Source organism: Neoroseomonas oryzicola (assembly GCF_012163135.1).
GTDB classification, from domain to species: Bacteria; Pseudomonadota; Alphaproteobacteria; order Acetobacterales; family Acetobacteraceae; genus Neoroseomonas; species Neoroseomonas oryzicola.
Genome location: NZ_JAAVUP010000010.1, coordinates 37,049 through 51,543 on the forward strand (window position 1 = coordinate 37,049; position 14,495 = coordinate 51,543).

Genomic DNA, 14,495 nt, shown 5'->3' on the forward strand with positions numbered 1-14,495 from the left:
GGCGGGCCTCACCACCGCGCCCGCCGCGAGGCGACGACCAGCCAGGCGAAGAAGGGCACGCCGACCAGCGCGGTGACGATGCCGATCGGGATCACCGCGCCCGGCGCGACCGTCTTGCTCGCGACCGAGGCGGCCGAGAGCAGCAGCGCGCCCGCCAGTGCGGCGCCCGGCAGCAGCCAGCGCTGGTCCTCCCCCATCAGCATCCGCGCGAGATGCGGCGCCACCAGGCCGATGAAGCCGATGGTGCCGACGAAGGCGACCGCCGCCCCGGTCGCGATCGCCACCACGGCCAGCGCCCGCAGCCGCAGCCCCCGCAGCCCGATGCCGAGCGCCGCCGCGCGATCCTCACCCAGCCGCAGCGCCGTCAGCGCCCAGGCGTCGCGCGCCAGCAGCGGCGCCACCGCGGCGAGGATCGCGACGACGACGCCGAGCTTCGCCCAGGTCGCGCGCTGCAGGCTGCCGAACAGCCAGAAGACGATCTGCTGCAGCGCCTCGGGCGAGGCCATGAACTGCAGCAGCGCGAGCAGCGCCTGGAACAGGAACATCAGCGCGATGCCCGCGAGCACCAGCGTTTCCGCCGTCGCCCCGCGCAGCCCGCCGAGCAGCCAGACGCAGGCGCAGGCAAGGGCGGCGAAGACGAAGGCCGAGACCGGCACCGCATAGGCCTCGGCGACCGGCAGCCCGGCGCCGAGCACGATCACCAGCGCCGCCCCGAACCCCGCCCCGGCCGAGATGCCGACCGTGTAGGACGACGCCAGCGGGTTGTTCAGCACCGTCTGCATCACCGCCCCGGTGACGCCGAGCGCCGCGCCGACAGCCACCGCCATCAGCGCGACCGGCAAGCGGATCGCCCAGACGATCGCATCCACCATCGGATCGGCCGCGAGCCCGAGCAGCGAGTGCGCGACGGTCGCCGGCGCCAGCATCGCCGGCCCCGTCGCCACGTCGAGCGTCACGCACAGCGCCAGCACCGCGACCCCGGCGACCAGCCCCGCCGCGCGCCGCGCGGACAGCCGGCGCCAGGCCGCCTCCGGCGCTAGGCTCTCCATGGCAGCATCCAGGTGCCCGAGAAGGCCACCGGCAGGAAGCGGGCGTGGTAGTCGGCCAGCGCCGCGACCGGGTCGTCGCCCTCGAAGGCACCCGGCCAGAAGCGCTTCGCCATGTAGAGCATGGCCGTGTCGTCAAACAGCGTGCGGCACAGCCCGTGCTCGATCGCGTGCAGCTCGCCCGCCCGGATCGCGCTGAGTCCCGCCCAGCCTGGCCGCTGCGCGTAGGGCGCGAGGCTCGCCCGCGTCGCCTCTGGCGGCACGTCGTAGCCGGTGCGCACCGCGCGCGGCCGGTTCGCCCAGGAGGACGCGCCGATGAAGACGAATTGCGGGTCGGAGGCGAGCACCGCCTCCGCCGCGATCGGCCCGAAATTGCCGGGGATGCGCCCGGCGGCGATGTTGACGGCGCCGAGCAGTTCGAAGATGCGCCCCCACATGGTGACCGGCGCGTAGCTGTTGCCGACCACCTCGGCCCCGCCCTGGCCCAGTTCGATATAGGCCCGCGGCTTCACCCCGCCCGAGGCGCGCGCGGCGCGGCCGAGGATGTCCTCCACGTTGCGCCGGTAGCGGTCGGCGAGCGCCTCCGCGCGCTCCGGCGTGCCCATCGCGGCGCCGATGGCGCGCGTGGAGGCGACATGCCGCTCGAGCGTCTGCGCGTTGTAGTCGAAGACCAGGATCGGGATGCCGGCGGCGGCGATCTGGTTGCGCGCCGTCTCCGCCGCCGCCCAGGTCCAGGCGGGCATCATGATGAGGTCGGGGCGCAGCCCGATCACCTTCTCGGCGGCGAAGGTGCCCTCATCGGTGTTGCCGACGTCGGGCAGCGTCGCGAGCGCCGGGATCACCGCCCGGTAGCGGGAGAAGATGGCCGGGCGCCAGCCCTCCCACACGATGCGGTTCATGCCGACCACGCGGGACCATCCGTCGGGCCCGGCGATGGCGGTGAACTCCTCGTAGTTGAAGCAGGTCACCACCCGCTCGGGGCGGGTCTTCACCACCACCTCCCGCCCCAGGGCGTCGGTGAGGGTGCGGGTCGTGGCCAGCGCTGGTGCGGCAGGCAGCAGCGCAGCCCCGGCGAGCAGGGCCCGCCGGCCGAAGGGTCCGGTCATGGCGGCGCGCCGCGCTCAGTGGTGGTGCGCGGCGCCGCGGGCGCCCGCGGCCTCGACGGCGAGCTCGACCCGCACCTCGCCGGCGCGTTCGAAGCGCAGCGTCAGCGGCACGCGCGTGCCCTGCACCAGCGGCTCCTTCAGCCCGATCAGCATGATGTGGAAGCCGCCGGGGCGGAGTTCGACCGTCTGGCCGGGCGCGACGGGGATGGCGTCGACCGGGCGCATGCGCATGACGTCGCCGTCGCGGACATGGGTATGCAGTTCGACCGCGCGCGCGACGGACGCGGAGGCCGAGACCAGCCGGTCCGGCTGGGTGCCGGTGTTGCGCAGGGTCAGGAAGCCGGCGCCCGTGGCATTGGCGCCGGCGGCGCGGGACCAGGGATGGCCGATGGCGATGTCGCCGGCGGTGTAGTCGTGGGCGGCGGCGGGCAGGGCGGCGACAGCGGCCACGGCCGCGAGCAGGGAACGACGAAGCATGGAAGTCTGTCCTTCGGAATGACGTGCGGGAACGCGCCGGGCGGCGCGGAGGCGTCAACCGAAGGCGGGCGGTGCTCGCGGTGCGAAGGGCGGTGCGCGGGCGGCGGGCGGCAGGGCTTCGGCCGCCAGGGCGTGCCAGGCGATGGGCGCGCTGACCCAGGCGGGCGTGGGCACGGCGGGCGGCACCAGGGCCGCGGCCTGCGGCAGCGCCGGACAGGCGAGGCAGGCGCCGCTGCCGCTGTCATGCGCCGGCATCTCCTGCCCGTCGGGTCCGACATGGATGGTGCGCGTGCCGTCCGCCGAGCAGATCACCGCCGCGAGGCCCGAGGGCGTGGCCGCCATCGCGAGGCAATGCGCCGGCGCCAGCACGGCCTGCACGAGCAGGGCCATGGCCACCAGGCGCGACAGGAAGCGGGGCAGGCGGATCACCGGTCCCACCTATCCCCCGGCCGGGATGGTGGCAAGCACGCAGGCGTCACGATCGGGGGCCGTCGCCCCCGCGGTCAGGCCGCGGCCCGCGCCTGCAGGTCGTACTCGACCTCCGGCGTGTAGACGGACGCCTCCTTGCCGAGCCGCGAGGAGAACAGCGTGAAGCACTCCACCCGCACGGGCGCGACGCGGAACAAGTTATGCGCCTGGACATAGGCGATCACCTTTTCCGGTGGCGCCCGGTCGGTGCGCGCGATGGTGACATGCGGGGAAAAGCGCTTGCGCTCGGGCGGCAGGCCGACGCGCTGCAACGCCGTCTCCACCTTGCCCTGCAGGTGGGTCAGCGCCGGGTTGCGTTCCGCGCCCACCCAGAGCGAATGGATCCGCCCCGCCTTCTCGAAGGTGCCGAGGCCATGGAGCGACAGGTCGAAGGCCGCACCCCGGATGCCCGCCAGCGCGTCGTCGACCTCCTGCGCGCGCCAGTTCTCGATCTCGCCGATGAAGCGCAGCGTCAGGTGGTAGTTCGCGGACGGCACCCATTTCGCGCCCGGGATGCCGCCGGCCAGCCCCGCCAGGCTGGAGCAGACCTCGTCGGGAAGGGCCAGGGCGACGAACAGGCGCAGCATGCGGGGCCCCCTTCCGTGACACGGCGCGCGGGCGCGCCGGGCGCGTCACCCCGCCGGAATCCGGGCGAGGAGCGACTCGACCGCCGGCAGCATGCGACGGACGAGTTCCGCAACGCCAGCCTCATTCGGGTGAATCCTGTCGGGCTGGTTGAGCGCCGGTTCCCCCGCCACCCCGTCGAGCAGGAAGGGGTAGAAGACCACCTCCGGCCGCGCGGCGGCGAGCCGCGCGAAGGTTCCGGCGAAGTCCCGCCCGTAATCGGCGCCGAGGTTCGGCGGCGCCAGCATCCCCGCGAGCATCGCCGGCAGCCCCCGCGCCTTCAGCGCATCGAGGATGGCCGCGAGGTTCGCCTCGCTCGCCCGCGGCTCGATGCCGCGCAGCCCGTCATTGCCGCCCAGCGCGACGATCACCGCCTGCGGCCGGTCGGCCAATGCCCAGTCGAGCCGCGCCCGCCCGCCCGCCGTGGTGTCGCCCGACACGCCGGCATCGATGATGCGGACATCGAGGCCCTTCGCGCGCAGCGCGGCCTCGAGCCGCACCGGCAGCGCCTCGCCGCGCGGCAGCCCGTAGCCCGCGGTGATCGAATCGCCGAGCATCATGATGCGGATCTCGCGCGCCTCGGCGGGCAGCGCGGCGAGGGCCGGCAACACAACGATACAGGCGGCAAGTTGGCGGATCGCGCGCCGGCGCCCATATCGGGCCAATCGCCGGAGTAACCGAAACGACATGGACACCCTTCCGAACCTCGCCCGGAAGCCCGCCGGGGATCGTGCCGCCGTGCCGCTCATCGCGGCCCACGGCCTCGGCTTCCAGGTGAGGTCCCAGGCCGGCGAGATCAATATCCTGCGCGGCGTCGACCTGACCGTCGGCGCCGGCGAGGCGGTCGGCATCATCGGTCCCTCGGGCTCGGGCAAGACCTCGCTGCTCATGCTGCTCGCCGGGCTCGACCGGCCGACCACGGGCACGCTCAGCGTCGCGGGGCACGACCTCGCGCGCATGGGCGAGGATGCGCTGGCGCGCTTCCGGCGCGAACACGTCGGCATCGTCTTCCAGGCCTTCCACCTGGTCCCGACGATGACGGCGATCGAGAACGTCGCCGTGCCGCTCGAATTCTCCGGCCGCGCCGACGCCTTCGACCGCGCGGAGGAGGTGCTCAAGAGCGTCGGCCTCGGCCATCGCCTGACGCATTATCCCGGCCAGCTCTCGGGCGGTGAGCAGCAGCGCGTGGCCCTCGCCCGTGCCTTCGTCGCCGAGCCGCAGCTGCTGCTGGCGGACGAGCCGACCGGCAACCTCGACCGCGGCACCGGCGGGCATGTCATGGATCTGCTGTTCGGCCTGCGCGAGCGCTTCGGCACCACGCTGCTGCTGATCACCCACGATCCGCTGCTCGCCGAGCGCTGCGAACGCCAGGTGCGGATCGAGGATGGGCGCATCGTCGCCGACGGCCCGCGCTGAGATGACGACGCTTTCGCTCGCGCTGCGCTTCGCGCGGCGGGACCTGCGCGGCGGCGTGAAGGGGCTGCGCATCGTCCTCGCCTGCCTTGCCCTCGGCGTCGCGGCCATCACCGCGGTGGGCACGCTGCGCGCGGGCATCGCGGAAGGATTGCGCGCCGACGGCGCGCGCATCCTGGGCGGGGAGGTCGAGGTCGCCTCCCAGCAGGGCCCGCTGCCCGAAGCGGCGGTGGAGTGGCTGACCGCCCACAGCGCGCGGCTGTCCCTGCTCACCCAGATGCGCGCCATGGCGGTCGCGCCCGACGGCGAGCGCACCCTGGTCGAGATGAAGGCCGTGGACAGCGCCTATCCGCTGTTCGGCGAGCTGGTCCTCGACCCGCCCGGCCCGCTCACACCCGGCGAGGTCGCCGTCGAGCGCGTGGTGATGGACCGGCTCGGCGTTTCGCCGGGCGCGACGATCCGGCTGGGCGATGCGCGCTTCACGCTGCGCGGGGCGATCCGCACCGAACCCGACAAGGTCGCGAGCCCGGCCATCCTCGGCCCGCGCGCGATGATCCCGATGGCGAACCTCGAGGCCACGGCCCTGGTGCAGCCGGGCAGCCTGGTGACCTGGGAATACCGCGTGGCGCTGCCCCCCGGCACCACCGCCCAGTCCTTCGTCGCCGCCTTCCGCGAGGCCTTCCCGCAGAATGGCTGGCGCATCCGGACCGCCGACGCGGCGGCGCCGGGCGTCAACCGCTTCGTCGACCGCGCCGCCTTCTTCCTCACCCTCGCGAGCCTCACCGCGCTGCTGGTGGGCGGGATCGGCGTCGCGACCGGCGTGCGCGCCTGGCTCGACCAGCGGGCGCGGACAATCGCGACGCTGCGCTGCCTCGGCGCCTCGCCGGGCGTCATCTTCACGACCTACCTGGTGCAGGTGCTGGCCCTCGCGGCCGCGGGCATCGTCATCGGCCTCGCCGCGGGCTTCGGCCTGACGGCGATCGGCGCGGCGGCGCTGGCCGATGCGCTGCCGGTGCCGCCGCGGATCGGGCTCTATCCGGAACCGCTGCTGCTCGCGGCGCTGTACGGGTTGCTGACGGCGCTCGCCTTCGCGCTCTGGCCGCTCGGCCGGGCGATGGAAATCCCCGGCGCAGCGCTGTTCCGCGATGCGATCCAGCCCTCCGGCGCGCGGCCGCGCGCGGCGCTGATCGCGGCGACGGCGGCGGCGGCGGCGGCCCTCGCGGCGCTGATCGTCGGCACGGCGGAAAACCGCTTCTTCGCGATCTTCTTCGTCGCCGGCGCCATCGCGACGCTGATCGTCTTCCGCATCGGGGCGCAGGCGCTGATCGCGCTGGCCGGGCGCTTCCGCGGCGTGCGGCAGCCGGCGCTGCGGCTCGGCCTCGCCAACCTCAACCGCCCGGGCGCGCCGACCTCGCTGATCCTGGTCTCGCTCGGCATCGGGCTGACGACGCTCGCCGCCGTGGCGCTGATCGAGGGCAATCTGCGCCGCCAGATCGCGGAGCAACTGCCCGAGGCGGCGCCGAACTTCTACTTCATCGACATCCAGTCGACCCAGGCGGCGGAGTTCGACCGCCTCGCCGCCGCCCAGCCCAGCGTCACCGAGGTCCGCCGCGTCCCCTCGCTGCGCGCCCGCGTTGTCGCGGTGAACGGCGTGCCCGCGGAACAGGTCACGCCGACGCCCGAGACCGCCTGGGCCCTGCGCGGCGACCGGGGCCTGACCTATGCCGCCACCCCGCCGGAGGGCACGCGCATTGTCGCCGGCCAGTGGTGGCCCGCCGACTACAGCGGGGAGACGCTGATCTCCTTCGACGCGGCGCTCGCCCGCGGCTGGGGCATCGGCATCGGGGACACGGTGACGCTCAACGTCCTCGGCCGCGACATCGTCATGCGAATCTCGAACCTGCGCGACATCGAATGGCGCGGGCTCGGCATCAACTTCGTCTTCGTCGCCTCGCCGGGGCTGCTCGAGGCCGCGCCGCATACGCACATCGCCACCGTGCGCGCCGATCCGGCGCGCGAGGGCGCGGTGCTGCGCACGATCAGCGAGGCCTTCCCGAACGTCTCGGGCATCCGCGTGCGCGATGCGCTGGAAGCGGTGGCCGGGCTGCTGGAACGCATCGGGACGGCGCTGTCGGCGACGGCGGGCCTCACGCTCGCCGCCGGCGCGCTGGTGCTCGCGGGCGCGGTGGCAGCCGGGCAGCGGCGCCGGGTGCGCGATGCCGTGGTGCTCAAGACCGTGGGCGCGACGCGGGCGCAGATCCGCCGCGCCTTCCTGGTCGAGTTCGGCCTGCTCGGCGCCACGGCGGGGGTGATCGCGGCAGCGATCGGCACCCTCGCCTCCTGGGGCGTCGTGACCTACGTCATGCGGGCGGACTGGGCCTTCCTGCCGGGCACGCTCGCCTTGGTGGTGCTGGCCTGCACGGCGCTCACGCTGGCCTTCGGCTATGCCGGCACGGCGCTGGCGCTGCGGGCCCGCCCGGCCCCCTTCCTGCGCAACGAATAGGCGAAATCAGGCCCTTACGGCGCGCCCGCCGCATCCTGTAAGGTCCGCGCCGTCCTGGCTAAGAGGCCGAGGACTTCCATCGAGGATCTGCCATGTCGCACACCCCCCGTTCGCGCCGCTCGCTGGCCGCGATCGTCGCCCTTCCGCTGCTGGGCCTCGTCGCCTGCGCCGAGACGCCGCCCCCGCAGCCGGTGACGCCGCCGGCGCCGACCGTCGTCTCCACCGCGAAGGAGGCCGTCGGCGTGGTTCGCGCCGTGAACGCCCGCACGCGGCAGGTGACCATCCTGACCCCGGAAAACCGCACGATCACCCTCGTGGCCGGTCCCGAGGTCCAGAACTTCGCCCAGATCCGCCGCGGCAACCGCGTGCGCATCCGGTTCGAGGAAGCCGTGGCCGTCCAGCTGACCCCGCGCGGCACCGAGCTGCCGGCCGAGGCCGACGTGGCCGCCGCCCGCGCGCCGCAGGGCCAGCGCCCCGCCGGCGCCGTGGTGACGACCGTCCGCGACACCGTCACGGTGAACGCGGTCGACACCACCGCCAACACGGTGACCTTCACCTCCTCGCGCGGCGTGCGCCGGACCGTCGCCGTCCGCTCCCCGCAGATGCAGGAGTTCATCCGGACGGTGCGTCCCGGCCAGCGCGTGAACGTCGCGATCGTCGAGGCGACCGCCCTCTCGGTCGAGCCGGCCGAGCGCTGAGGCGTCCGGCGCGCCGGTCCCGCCCGGGGCCGGCGCGCCGCCTTTCACCGATTCGCGGGCGATGCGTTCCCCCGTTGATCGGCATGAAAAAATCTCCATATTTGGTGCCTGCGGGGAATCATCCCCTTCGGAGGAGCTTTCCACACCATGGCCTTTGGTCCCGACACTCGATTTACGACGGGTGCGCCTGGCTGGGGTCGCGCGGCGACCGCCGACGCGGCCGCCGTCGATGCCGGGCTGCGGTCCTACATGCTCCGGGTCTACAACTGGATGGCCTCGGGGCTGCTGCTGACGGGCATCGTCGCCTACGTCATCGCCAATTCGCCCGAGCTGATGAGCCTGTTCTGGTCGGTCGGCCGCGCGCCGAACGGCATGCGCGTCGTCTCGCCGACGATCCTCGGCTGGGCCGCCATGCTCTCGCCGCTCGCCTTCGTGCTGGTCTTCTCGTTCGGCATCAACCGGATGAGCAAGGGCACGGCGCAGTTGCTGTTCTGGCTGTTCGCGGCCGCGATGGGCGCGAGCATGTCGAACATCTTCCTGCGCTACACGGGCCAGTCCATTGCGACGACCTTCTTCGTGACCTCCGCGATGTTCGCGGGCATCAGCCTCTACGGCTACACGACGAAGGCCGACCTGACGCGCATGGGCTCGTTCATGATGATGGGCCTGATCGGCATCGTCATCGCCTCGCTGGTCAACATTTTCCTGGCCTCGAGCGCGCTGGCCTTCGCCATCAGCATCATCGGCGTGGTGGTCTTCGTCGGCCTGACCGCCTGGGACACCCAGCGGATCAAGAACGACTACCTGTCCTACGCCTATGCCGAGGGCACGGACGAGGCGGGCAAGCGGAGCGTGATGGACGCGCTCGCGCTCTACCTGAACTTCGTGAACCTCTTCCAGCTGCTGCTGTCCTTCATGGGCCAGCGCCAGTCGGACTGACGGACCGGGCTTCGGCCTGAATGAAAAGGGCCCCGGGGAGCGATCCCCGGGGCCTTCTTCTTGTGCGCGGCGTGGACATGAAAACGCCCGCGCGACCCTTCGGGCTGCGCGGGCGCCTGGTGGGTCGGGACGTCGCGCGGCGGATCAATCCGCCGGCTCGTCCTCCAGCTTCTCGGCCTTGTCGGCCTTGTCGCCCTTCTCCCCCTTCTCGGCCTTGCCGAGGTAGGTGAGCAGCTTCTCGATCGCCTTCGGCTTGTCGGTCTTGTCGATCGCCGCGACCTCGGCCGCGAGGCGGTCGAGCGCCTGCTCGTAGATCTGGCGCTCGGAGAAGGACTGGTCGGGCTGGCCGGCGTTGCGGTGCAGGTCGCGCACCACCTCGGCGATCTGGATCGGGTCGCCGGAGTTGATCTTCGCCTCGTATTCCTGGGCGCGGCGGGACCACATGGTGCGCTTGATGCGCGCACGGCCCTTCAGCGTGTCCAGCGCCGTCTGCATGTTGGCCCCGGCGGCCAGCTTGCGCAGGCCCGAGGAGGCGGCCTTGTTCACCGGGACGCGCAGCGTCATCCGGTTTTCCTCGAAGGTCACGACGATGACCTGCAGCGCGTAGCCCGCGGCCTCGATCGTCTCGATCCCCTGGACCTGGCCGACGCCATGGGTCGGGTAGACGACGTGGTCGCCGGCCTTGAAGTCCTCCTTCGGGCGGGGGGCGGCGCGGCTGGCCGCCGCCGCGGTCAGCGGCGACGCCGCCGGCCGGTGCGTCGGGGGTGGCGGGGAGACGGGAGCGCCGCGCGGGGCGGGCGGTGGTGCGACAGGCTTGGGCATGGGTGGGCGCACCGCCGCGGCGAGAGGAGCCGGGGCGGGGGCGGGCACCGGAGCCGGCGCCGGGGCGGCGGGCTTCGACGGTGCTGCGGGCTTGGCGGCGACGACTGCCTCGGGGGCAGGCGCGGAAACGGGGGCGGGCTTCGCCACAACGGGCTTGGCCGGTGCGGCGGGCTTCGGCGCGGCGGCGGCCTTGGGAGCCGGCTTCGCCGCCGCCTTGGGGGCGGCGGGCGCGGGCTTGGCGGCGGGCTTCGCGGCCACCTTCGGCGCCGCCTTGGCCGCCGGCTTCGCGGCGGGCTTGGCGGGAGCGGCGGCCTTCTTGGTCGGCACCTTGGCGGCCTTCGCGGCGGCCTTCGGCTTGGGCTTCGGCGCGGTCTTGGTCGGGGCCTTCACCGCCTTGGCGGCGGCCTTCGGCTTGGCCGGGGCCTTCGGCTTGGCGGCCGTCTTCGGCTTGGCGGCGCTCTTCTTCGTCTGCGCCTTGCTGCGGGCCGTTGCCTTCATGCCTGGTGCGCTCCTGTCCTCGCGACGGGGAAGCGCCCGCGGCGAGCATGGGCCCGAAGCGGACCCGTATGACGGATCGATGGCCTGCGGGACATGCGAATGTCCACAGGCCATCGTATTGAAACACCTAGCAGAAAAATCGCCCCCCGTCATCCCCGGGGGGAAGGGCCGGGTTCAGCCGGGGTTCGGGCTGAACAGGTCCTTCTTGCCCGGCTTGTCCTTCCACTCATCCGCATCGGCCGGCGCCTCGCCCTTGCGGGTGATGTTCGGCCACTGGGTCGCGTAGGTCCGGTTCAGCTCGAGCCAGGCGGTCGCCTTGTCGTCGCTGTCGGGGAAGATCGCCTCGGCGGGGCATTCGGGCTCGCACACGCCGCAGTCGATGCATTCGTCCGGGTGGATGACCAGCATGTTCTCGCCCACGTAGAAGCAGTCCACCGGACAGACTTCCACGCAGTCCATGTACTTGCACTTGATGCAGTTCTCGGTGACGACGTAGGTCACGGGCAGAGCGCCCCCGGGCTCGATGTTGCAGCGCCCGCAACATGGCCAAGCACCGGGGCCGCCGCAAGTCGCCCCGCGCACATGGCTCAGTCCCGCGCCATGTCCCCGGACAGGTCCTCGAACAGCAGCCGCGCCTCGGCCGGTGGGCCGCGCCGCTCGGCCAGGGCCAGGACGCGCCAGACGGCGATGCGGCCGCGCTCCCCATGGCCCTGGGCGATCGTCAGCACATCGCCGATCCGGACCCTGGCGTGGGGCTTGTCGGTCGGCTGGCGGTTGATGCGGACGGCACCGGATTCGACCAGGGCGGCGCAGTCGCTGCGGGTCTTGCGCAAGCGCGCGCACCACAGCCAGGCGTCGAGGCGCTGGAAGTCCTCAGGAGGCATGACAGGAGAATGAAGGGGCGCTGCCGCTCCAAGCTACCCCGCCAGGGGCCTGCGGGCCCCTGGACCGCGATTCCCGGGCACCGGGCGCCGCTGGCCGGCGCCATGTGATGGTTTCCAAAGGCCTTTCGGCCTTTGGCGGGGAGGTCCGGAGGGGCGGCGCCCCTCCGGCGCCCCGCGCCCCCATCAGTCCTTCTTCAGCAGGTTCGCCAGCACCGCGAAGGGGCTGTCCGCCCGCGGCATCGGCGGCAGCGAGGCGCGCTCCTCCCGCGGCCGGCGCGGCCCGCGGTCGCGGTCGCGATCCCGGTCGCCCCCCTGCGGCCCCTTGCCCTGGCCATGGCGCGGCGGCCCCTGGCGCTGGTCGCGCGGCGGGCGCTGGTCCTGGCGCGGCGGCCGCGGCGCCTCGGCGGCCTGCGCGCCTTCGGCCGGAGCACCGCCCTCGGCGGCGGGCTGGTCCTGCCGCGGCGGACGGCGATCCTCGCGCCGCGGGCCGCGCTGCTGCTGGTCCTGGCGCGGCCCGTCGCGGCGCGGGCCGCGGTGGTGTTCGTGCCGCGGCGGGCGGGCATGGGCGATGCGCGCAGGCGCGGGCGGGCCGAAGGCGCCGTCCTCCAGCGTCTCGGCCGGCATCAGCCGGAAGCCCATGGCGTCGAGCACGGGGCCGAGGTTCTCGCCCTTGATGCCGAGCCGGCTCGCGAGGTCCCCCGGCAACAGCGCCGGCGCCCGGCGCGTCAGGTGACCGATCTCGCCCGCGATGCGTTCCGCGACGTCGAGGCGCAGCAGCACCGGTCCCGCCGGCAGCCAGCCCATGGTCTCGGCAAAGCCGCGCGGCCAGTCGGCGGGCGGCGGGACGGCGATCAGCCCGCCGCCGGGCAGCTTCGGCGTCTCGATGCCACGCAGCAGCGACCAGAGCTGCGCGCGCAGCGCCATCGCCTTGGGCTTCATCGCCTCCGGCACGTAGAGCGCGTAGCGCCCCGCGCGGATGCCGATGCCCTTCAGCTTCTGGCGCAGGTCGGGGCGGATCTCCGGATCCGTCCGGCCCATGGCGAGGCCCAGTTCTTCGCGCAGCCGGAAGGCCGGGCCGCGCAGCGTGTTGTCCTCGGACGCCTTGGCCTCGGCCGCGAAGACCGCGCCGAGCTCGCGCTTGATGTGCGCGTCGAGCCAGGTCGCAAGGCGCTCGCGGATGCGCTCGCGCTGCGCGCCGTCCAGGAACTCGCTCGCGAGCACCTCGACCTGCGGCTTGGACGGCTCCGGCCCGGGCTTGAGCTTCGCGACCTCGGCGATGTCACCGAGGCCGACCGGCATGTTCGGCGCGTGGGAGTAGGCCCAGGTGATCTTGTGGGTGGGCGTGATGGCGAAGGCATCGTCCTTCGCGGTCTCGAGCATCGCGACGCGGCGCGGGATCTCGGCGCCGAGCGCGCGGCGGGCGGCGCGCAGGACGACGCGGCGCTCCTCCTCCTCGACCGCGCCCGGATCGGGCTCGAAGCTGAAGCCCTTCACGTTGCCGACCGGGTGGCCTTCGACCACCACCTCGCCGCGGCGGGTGACGGCGGAAAGCAGTTCCTCCTCGCCCTCGTCCATCTTGCGGATGAGGTGCGCGGCGCGGCGGTCGACGAAGCGCGCGGTCAGCGTCTCGTGCAGCGCGTCGGAGATCAGGTCCTCGACGCGGCGCGTTTCCGCCTGCAGGGAGGCCGCGTCGTCCAGCCAGTCGGCCCGCGCGGCGATGTAGGCCCAGACGCGGATGGCGGTGATGCGCGCCATCAGCGTGTCGAGGTCGCCGTCGGTGCGTTCCAGCACGGTGATGGCGTTCGCCACCCAGTCCCGCGGCAGTCGGCCATCCTTCGCGAGGTGCGTGAACAGCTTGGCGCAGAGCTTGGTGTGGCTGTCATCCGCGAGCTTGCGGAAGTCCGGCACCTGGCAGGTTTCCCACAGCAGCCGCACGCGCGACATGGTGTCCGCGAGGCCGCGCACCTCGACGTCGCGCGACAGCGCCTCGAGCGTGATGTGGTCGACCGCGTCATGCCCCTTGGCGAGCCCGGCCTGCGGCGGCGAGGCCGCGAGGCTGCCGAGCAGCGCGTCGATCGAGGTGAAGTCGAGGTCGGAGTTCCGCCAGGCGAGCGTGCCGAGCGGCTCGAAGGCGTGGGTCTCGACCGCCTCGACGATCTCCTCGGCCATGGGCGGGCATTCGGCGGTGGTGCCGAAGGACCCGTCCTTCATGCCGCGGCCGGCGCGGCCGGCGATCTGCGCGACCTCCTGCGCCGTCAGCGGCCGCGCATTCTGCCCGTCGAACTTCGACAGCGCGGCGAAGGCGACATGGTCGACGTCCATGTTCAGGCCCATGCCGATCGCGTCGGTGGCGACCAGGAAATCGACCTCGCGGTTCTGGTACAGCGCAACCTGCGCGTTGCGGGTCCGCGGGGACAGCCGGCCCATCACCACCGCGCAGCCGCCGCGGCGGCGCCGGACGGCCTCGGCGATGGCGTAGACCTCCTGCGCGCTGAAGGCGACGATGGCCGAGCGCGGCGGCAGGCGCGTCAGCTTCGCCGGGCCGGCATAGGTCAGCTGGGACAGGCGCGGGCGGGTCTCGATCTCGGCGCGCGGCACCAGGCGGCGCATCAGGGGCGCGATGGTCTCGGCGCCGAGGAACATCGTCTCGACCATGCCGCGCGCATGCAGCAGCCGGTCGGTGAAGACATGCCCGCGGTCCGGATCGGCGCAGAGCTGGATCTCGTCCACCGCGAGGAACTCGACCGGGCGGTCGAGCGGCATCGCCTCGACCGTGCAGGCGAACCACTTCGCCTCGGGCGGGATGATCTTCTCCTCGCCGGTGATCAGCGCGACGTGCCGCTCGCCCTTGATGGCGACCATGCGGTCGTAGTTCTCGCGCGCCAGCAGGCGCAGCGGGAAGCCGATGATGCCCGAGGCATGGGCAAGAAGCCGCTCGATCGCGAGATGCGTCTTGCCGGTATTGGTGGGGCCGAGGACGGCACGGACCCGAGGTTCGAACATAGCGCGCCGACATT

14 protein-coding genes are annotated in these 14,495 nt (G+C 73.3%); 4 read left to right on the plus strand and 10 right to left on the minus strand.

The genetic code is table 11. The features are described from left to right. Positions 1–8: 8 nt before the first annotated feature. From GWK15_RS21050 to GWK15_RS21075, 6 genes are all read right to left on the minus strand, one after another. Positions 9–1,049: a FecCD family ABC transporter permease gene (locus GWK15_RS21050; RefSeq protein WP_168043362.1), complete on the minus strand. Its 1,041-nt coding sequence runs from the start codon at positions 1,047–1,049 to the stop codon at positions 9–11. After that, positions 1,037–2,152, minus strand: a complete 1,116-nt coding sequence (locus GWK15_RS21055; RefSeq protein ID WP_168043363.1) for an ABC transporter substrate-binding protein — start codon at positions 2,150–2,152, stop codon at positions 1,037–1,039. The genes GWK15_RS21050 and GWK15_RS21055 overlap by 13 nt, the downstream gene beginning before the upstream one ends. 15 nt (positions 2,153–2,167) lie before the next feature. Continuing rightward, entirely contained in the window at positions 2,168–2,629 is a 462-nt protein-coding gene (locus tag GWK15_RS21060; protein WP_168043364.1) for a copper chaperone PCu(A)C, read from the minus strand. 54 nt (positions 2,630–2,683) lie between these two features. Beyond that, complete coding sequence (locus GWK15_RS21065) at positions 2,684–3,058, minus strand: DUF2946 family protein (RefSeq protein WP_168043365.1); 375 nt, start codon at positions 3,056–3,058, stop codon at positions 2,684–2,686. Positions 3,059–3,132: 74 nt separating this feature from the next. Continuing rightward, positions 3,133–3,684, minus strand: a complete 552-nt coding sequence (thpR, locus tag GWK15_RS21070) for an RNA 2',3'-cyclic phosphodiesterase (protein WP_209442336.1) — start codon at positions 3,682–3,684, stop codon at positions 3,133–3,135. Positions 3,685–3,729: 45 nt separating this feature from the next. Further along, the gene (locus GWK15_RS21075) at positions 3,730–4,332 is read right to left on the minus strand and encodes an arylesterase (RefSeq protein ID WP_456306869.1); all 603 of its coding nucleotides are present in this window, start codon (positions 4,330–4,332) and stop codon (positions 3,730–3,732) included. 76 nt (positions 4,333–4,408) lie between these two features. Here GWK15_RS21075 and GWK15_RS21080 point away from each other — a divergent pair, with 76 nt between their 5' ends. The 4 genes from GWK15_RS21080 (at position 4,409) to GWK15_RS21095 (ending at position 9,274) form a co-directional block, all read left to right on the plus strand. Further along, positions 4,409–5,137 (plus strand): ABC transporter ATP-binding protein, encoded by a 729-nt coding sequence (locus tag GWK15_RS21080; protein WP_168043367.1) that lies wholly within the window; start codon positions 4,409–4,411, stop codon positions 5,135–5,137. Between the two features lies 1 nt (position 5,138). After that, positions 5,139–7,637: an ABC transporter permease gene (locus tag GWK15_RS21085; RefSeq protein ID WP_168043368.1), complete on the plus strand. Its 2,499-nt coding sequence runs from the start codon at positions 5,139–5,141 to the stop codon at positions 7,635–7,637. A 92-nt stretch (positions 7,638–7,729) separates the two neighbouring features. Beyond that, the gene (locus tag GWK15_RS21090; RefSeq protein WP_168043369.1) at positions 7,730–8,335 is read left to right on the plus strand and encodes a hypothetical protein; all 606 of its coding nucleotides are present in this window, start codon (positions 7,730–7,732) and stop codon (positions 8,333–8,335) included. Between the two features lie 147 nt (positions 8,336–8,482). Then, positions 8,483–9,274, plus strand: a complete 792-nt coding sequence (locus tag GWK15_RS21095) for a Bax inhibitor-1/YccA family protein (RefSeq protein WP_168043370.1) — start codon at positions 8,483–8,485, stop codon at positions 9,272–9,274. 144 nt (positions 9,275–9,418) lie between these two features. Here GWK15_RS21095 and GWK15_RS21100 read toward each other — a convergent pair whose 3' ends face one another. From GWK15_RS21100 to GWK15_RS21115, 4 genes are all read right to left on the minus strand, one after another. Next, positions 9,419–10,594, minus strand: coding sequence for a CarD family transcriptional regulator (locus tag GWK15_RS21100; RefSeq protein ID WP_168043371.1), 1,176 nt, complete (start codon positions 10,592–10,594; stop codon positions 9,419–9,421). Positions 10,595–10,768: 174 nt separating this feature from the next. After that, positions 10,769–11,095 carry a ferredoxin FdxA gene (gene fdxA / locus GWK15_RS21105; RefSeq protein ID WP_168043372.1) on the minus strand — a complete coding sequence of 109 codons (327 nt, stop codon included), beginning with the start codon at positions 11,093–11,095 and terminating at the stop codon, positions 10,769–10,771. Positions 11,096–11,181: 86 nt separating this feature from the next. Further along, a complete protein-coding gene (locus GWK15_RS21110) occupies positions 11,182–11,478 on the minus strand; it encodes an RNA-binding S4 domain-containing protein (protein WP_168043373.1) in 297 nt (98 codons plus the stop codon). A gap of 183 nt (positions 11,479–11,661) precedes the next feature. Beyond that, entirely contained in the window at positions 11,662–14,481 is a 2,820-nt protein-coding gene (locus tag GWK15_RS21115; RefSeq protein WP_168043374.1) for a helicase-related protein, read from the minus strand. Positions 14,482–14,495 lie beyond the last annotated feature (14 nt).

Coding starts and splice junctions, on each gene's coding strand:
- GWK15_RS21050 (WP_168043362.1), bottom strand. CDS start 1,049: ATGGAGAGCCTAGCGCCGGAGGCGGCCTGGCGCCGGCTGTCCGCGCGG.
- GWK15_RS21055 (WP_168043363.1), bottom strand. CDS start 2,152: ATGACCGGACCCTTCGGCCGGCGGGCCCTGCTCGCCGGGGCTGCGCTG.
- GWK15_RS21060 (WP_168043364.1), bottom strand. CDS start 2,629: ATGCTTCGTCGTTCCCTGCTCGCGGCCGTGGCCGCTGTCGCCGCCCTG.
- thpR (WP_209442336.1), bottom strand. CDS start 3,684: ATGCTGCGCCTGTTCGTCGCCCTGGCCCTTCCCGACGAGGTCTGCTCC.
- GWK15_RS21080 (WP_168043367.1), top strand. CDS start 4,409: ATGGACACCCTTCCGAACCTCGCCCGGAAGCCCGCCGGGGATCGTGCC.
- GWK15_RS21085 (WP_168043368.1), top strand. CDS start 5,139: ATGACGACGCTTTCGCTCGCGCTGCGCTTCGCGCGGCGGGACCTGCGC.
- GWK15_RS21090 (WP_168043369.1), top strand. CDS start 7,730: ATGTCGCACACCCCCCGTTCGCGCCGCTCGCTGGCCGCGATCGTCGCC.
- GWK15_RS21095 (WP_168043370.1), top strand. CDS start 8,483: ATGGCCTTTGGTCCCGACACTCGATTTACGACGGGTGCGCCTGGCTGG.
- GWK15_RS21100 (WP_168043371.1), bottom strand. CDS start 10,594: ATGAAGGCAACGGCCCGCAGCAAGGCGCAGACGAAGAAGAGCGCCGCC.
- GWK15_RS21110 (WP_168043373.1), bottom strand. CDS start 11,478: ATGCCTCCTGAGGACTTCCAGCGCCTCGACGCCTGGCTGTGGTGCGCG.
- GWK15_RS21115 (WP_168043374.1), bottom strand. CDS start 14,481: ATGTTCGAACCTCGGGTCCGTGCCGTCCTCGGCCCCACCAATACCGGC.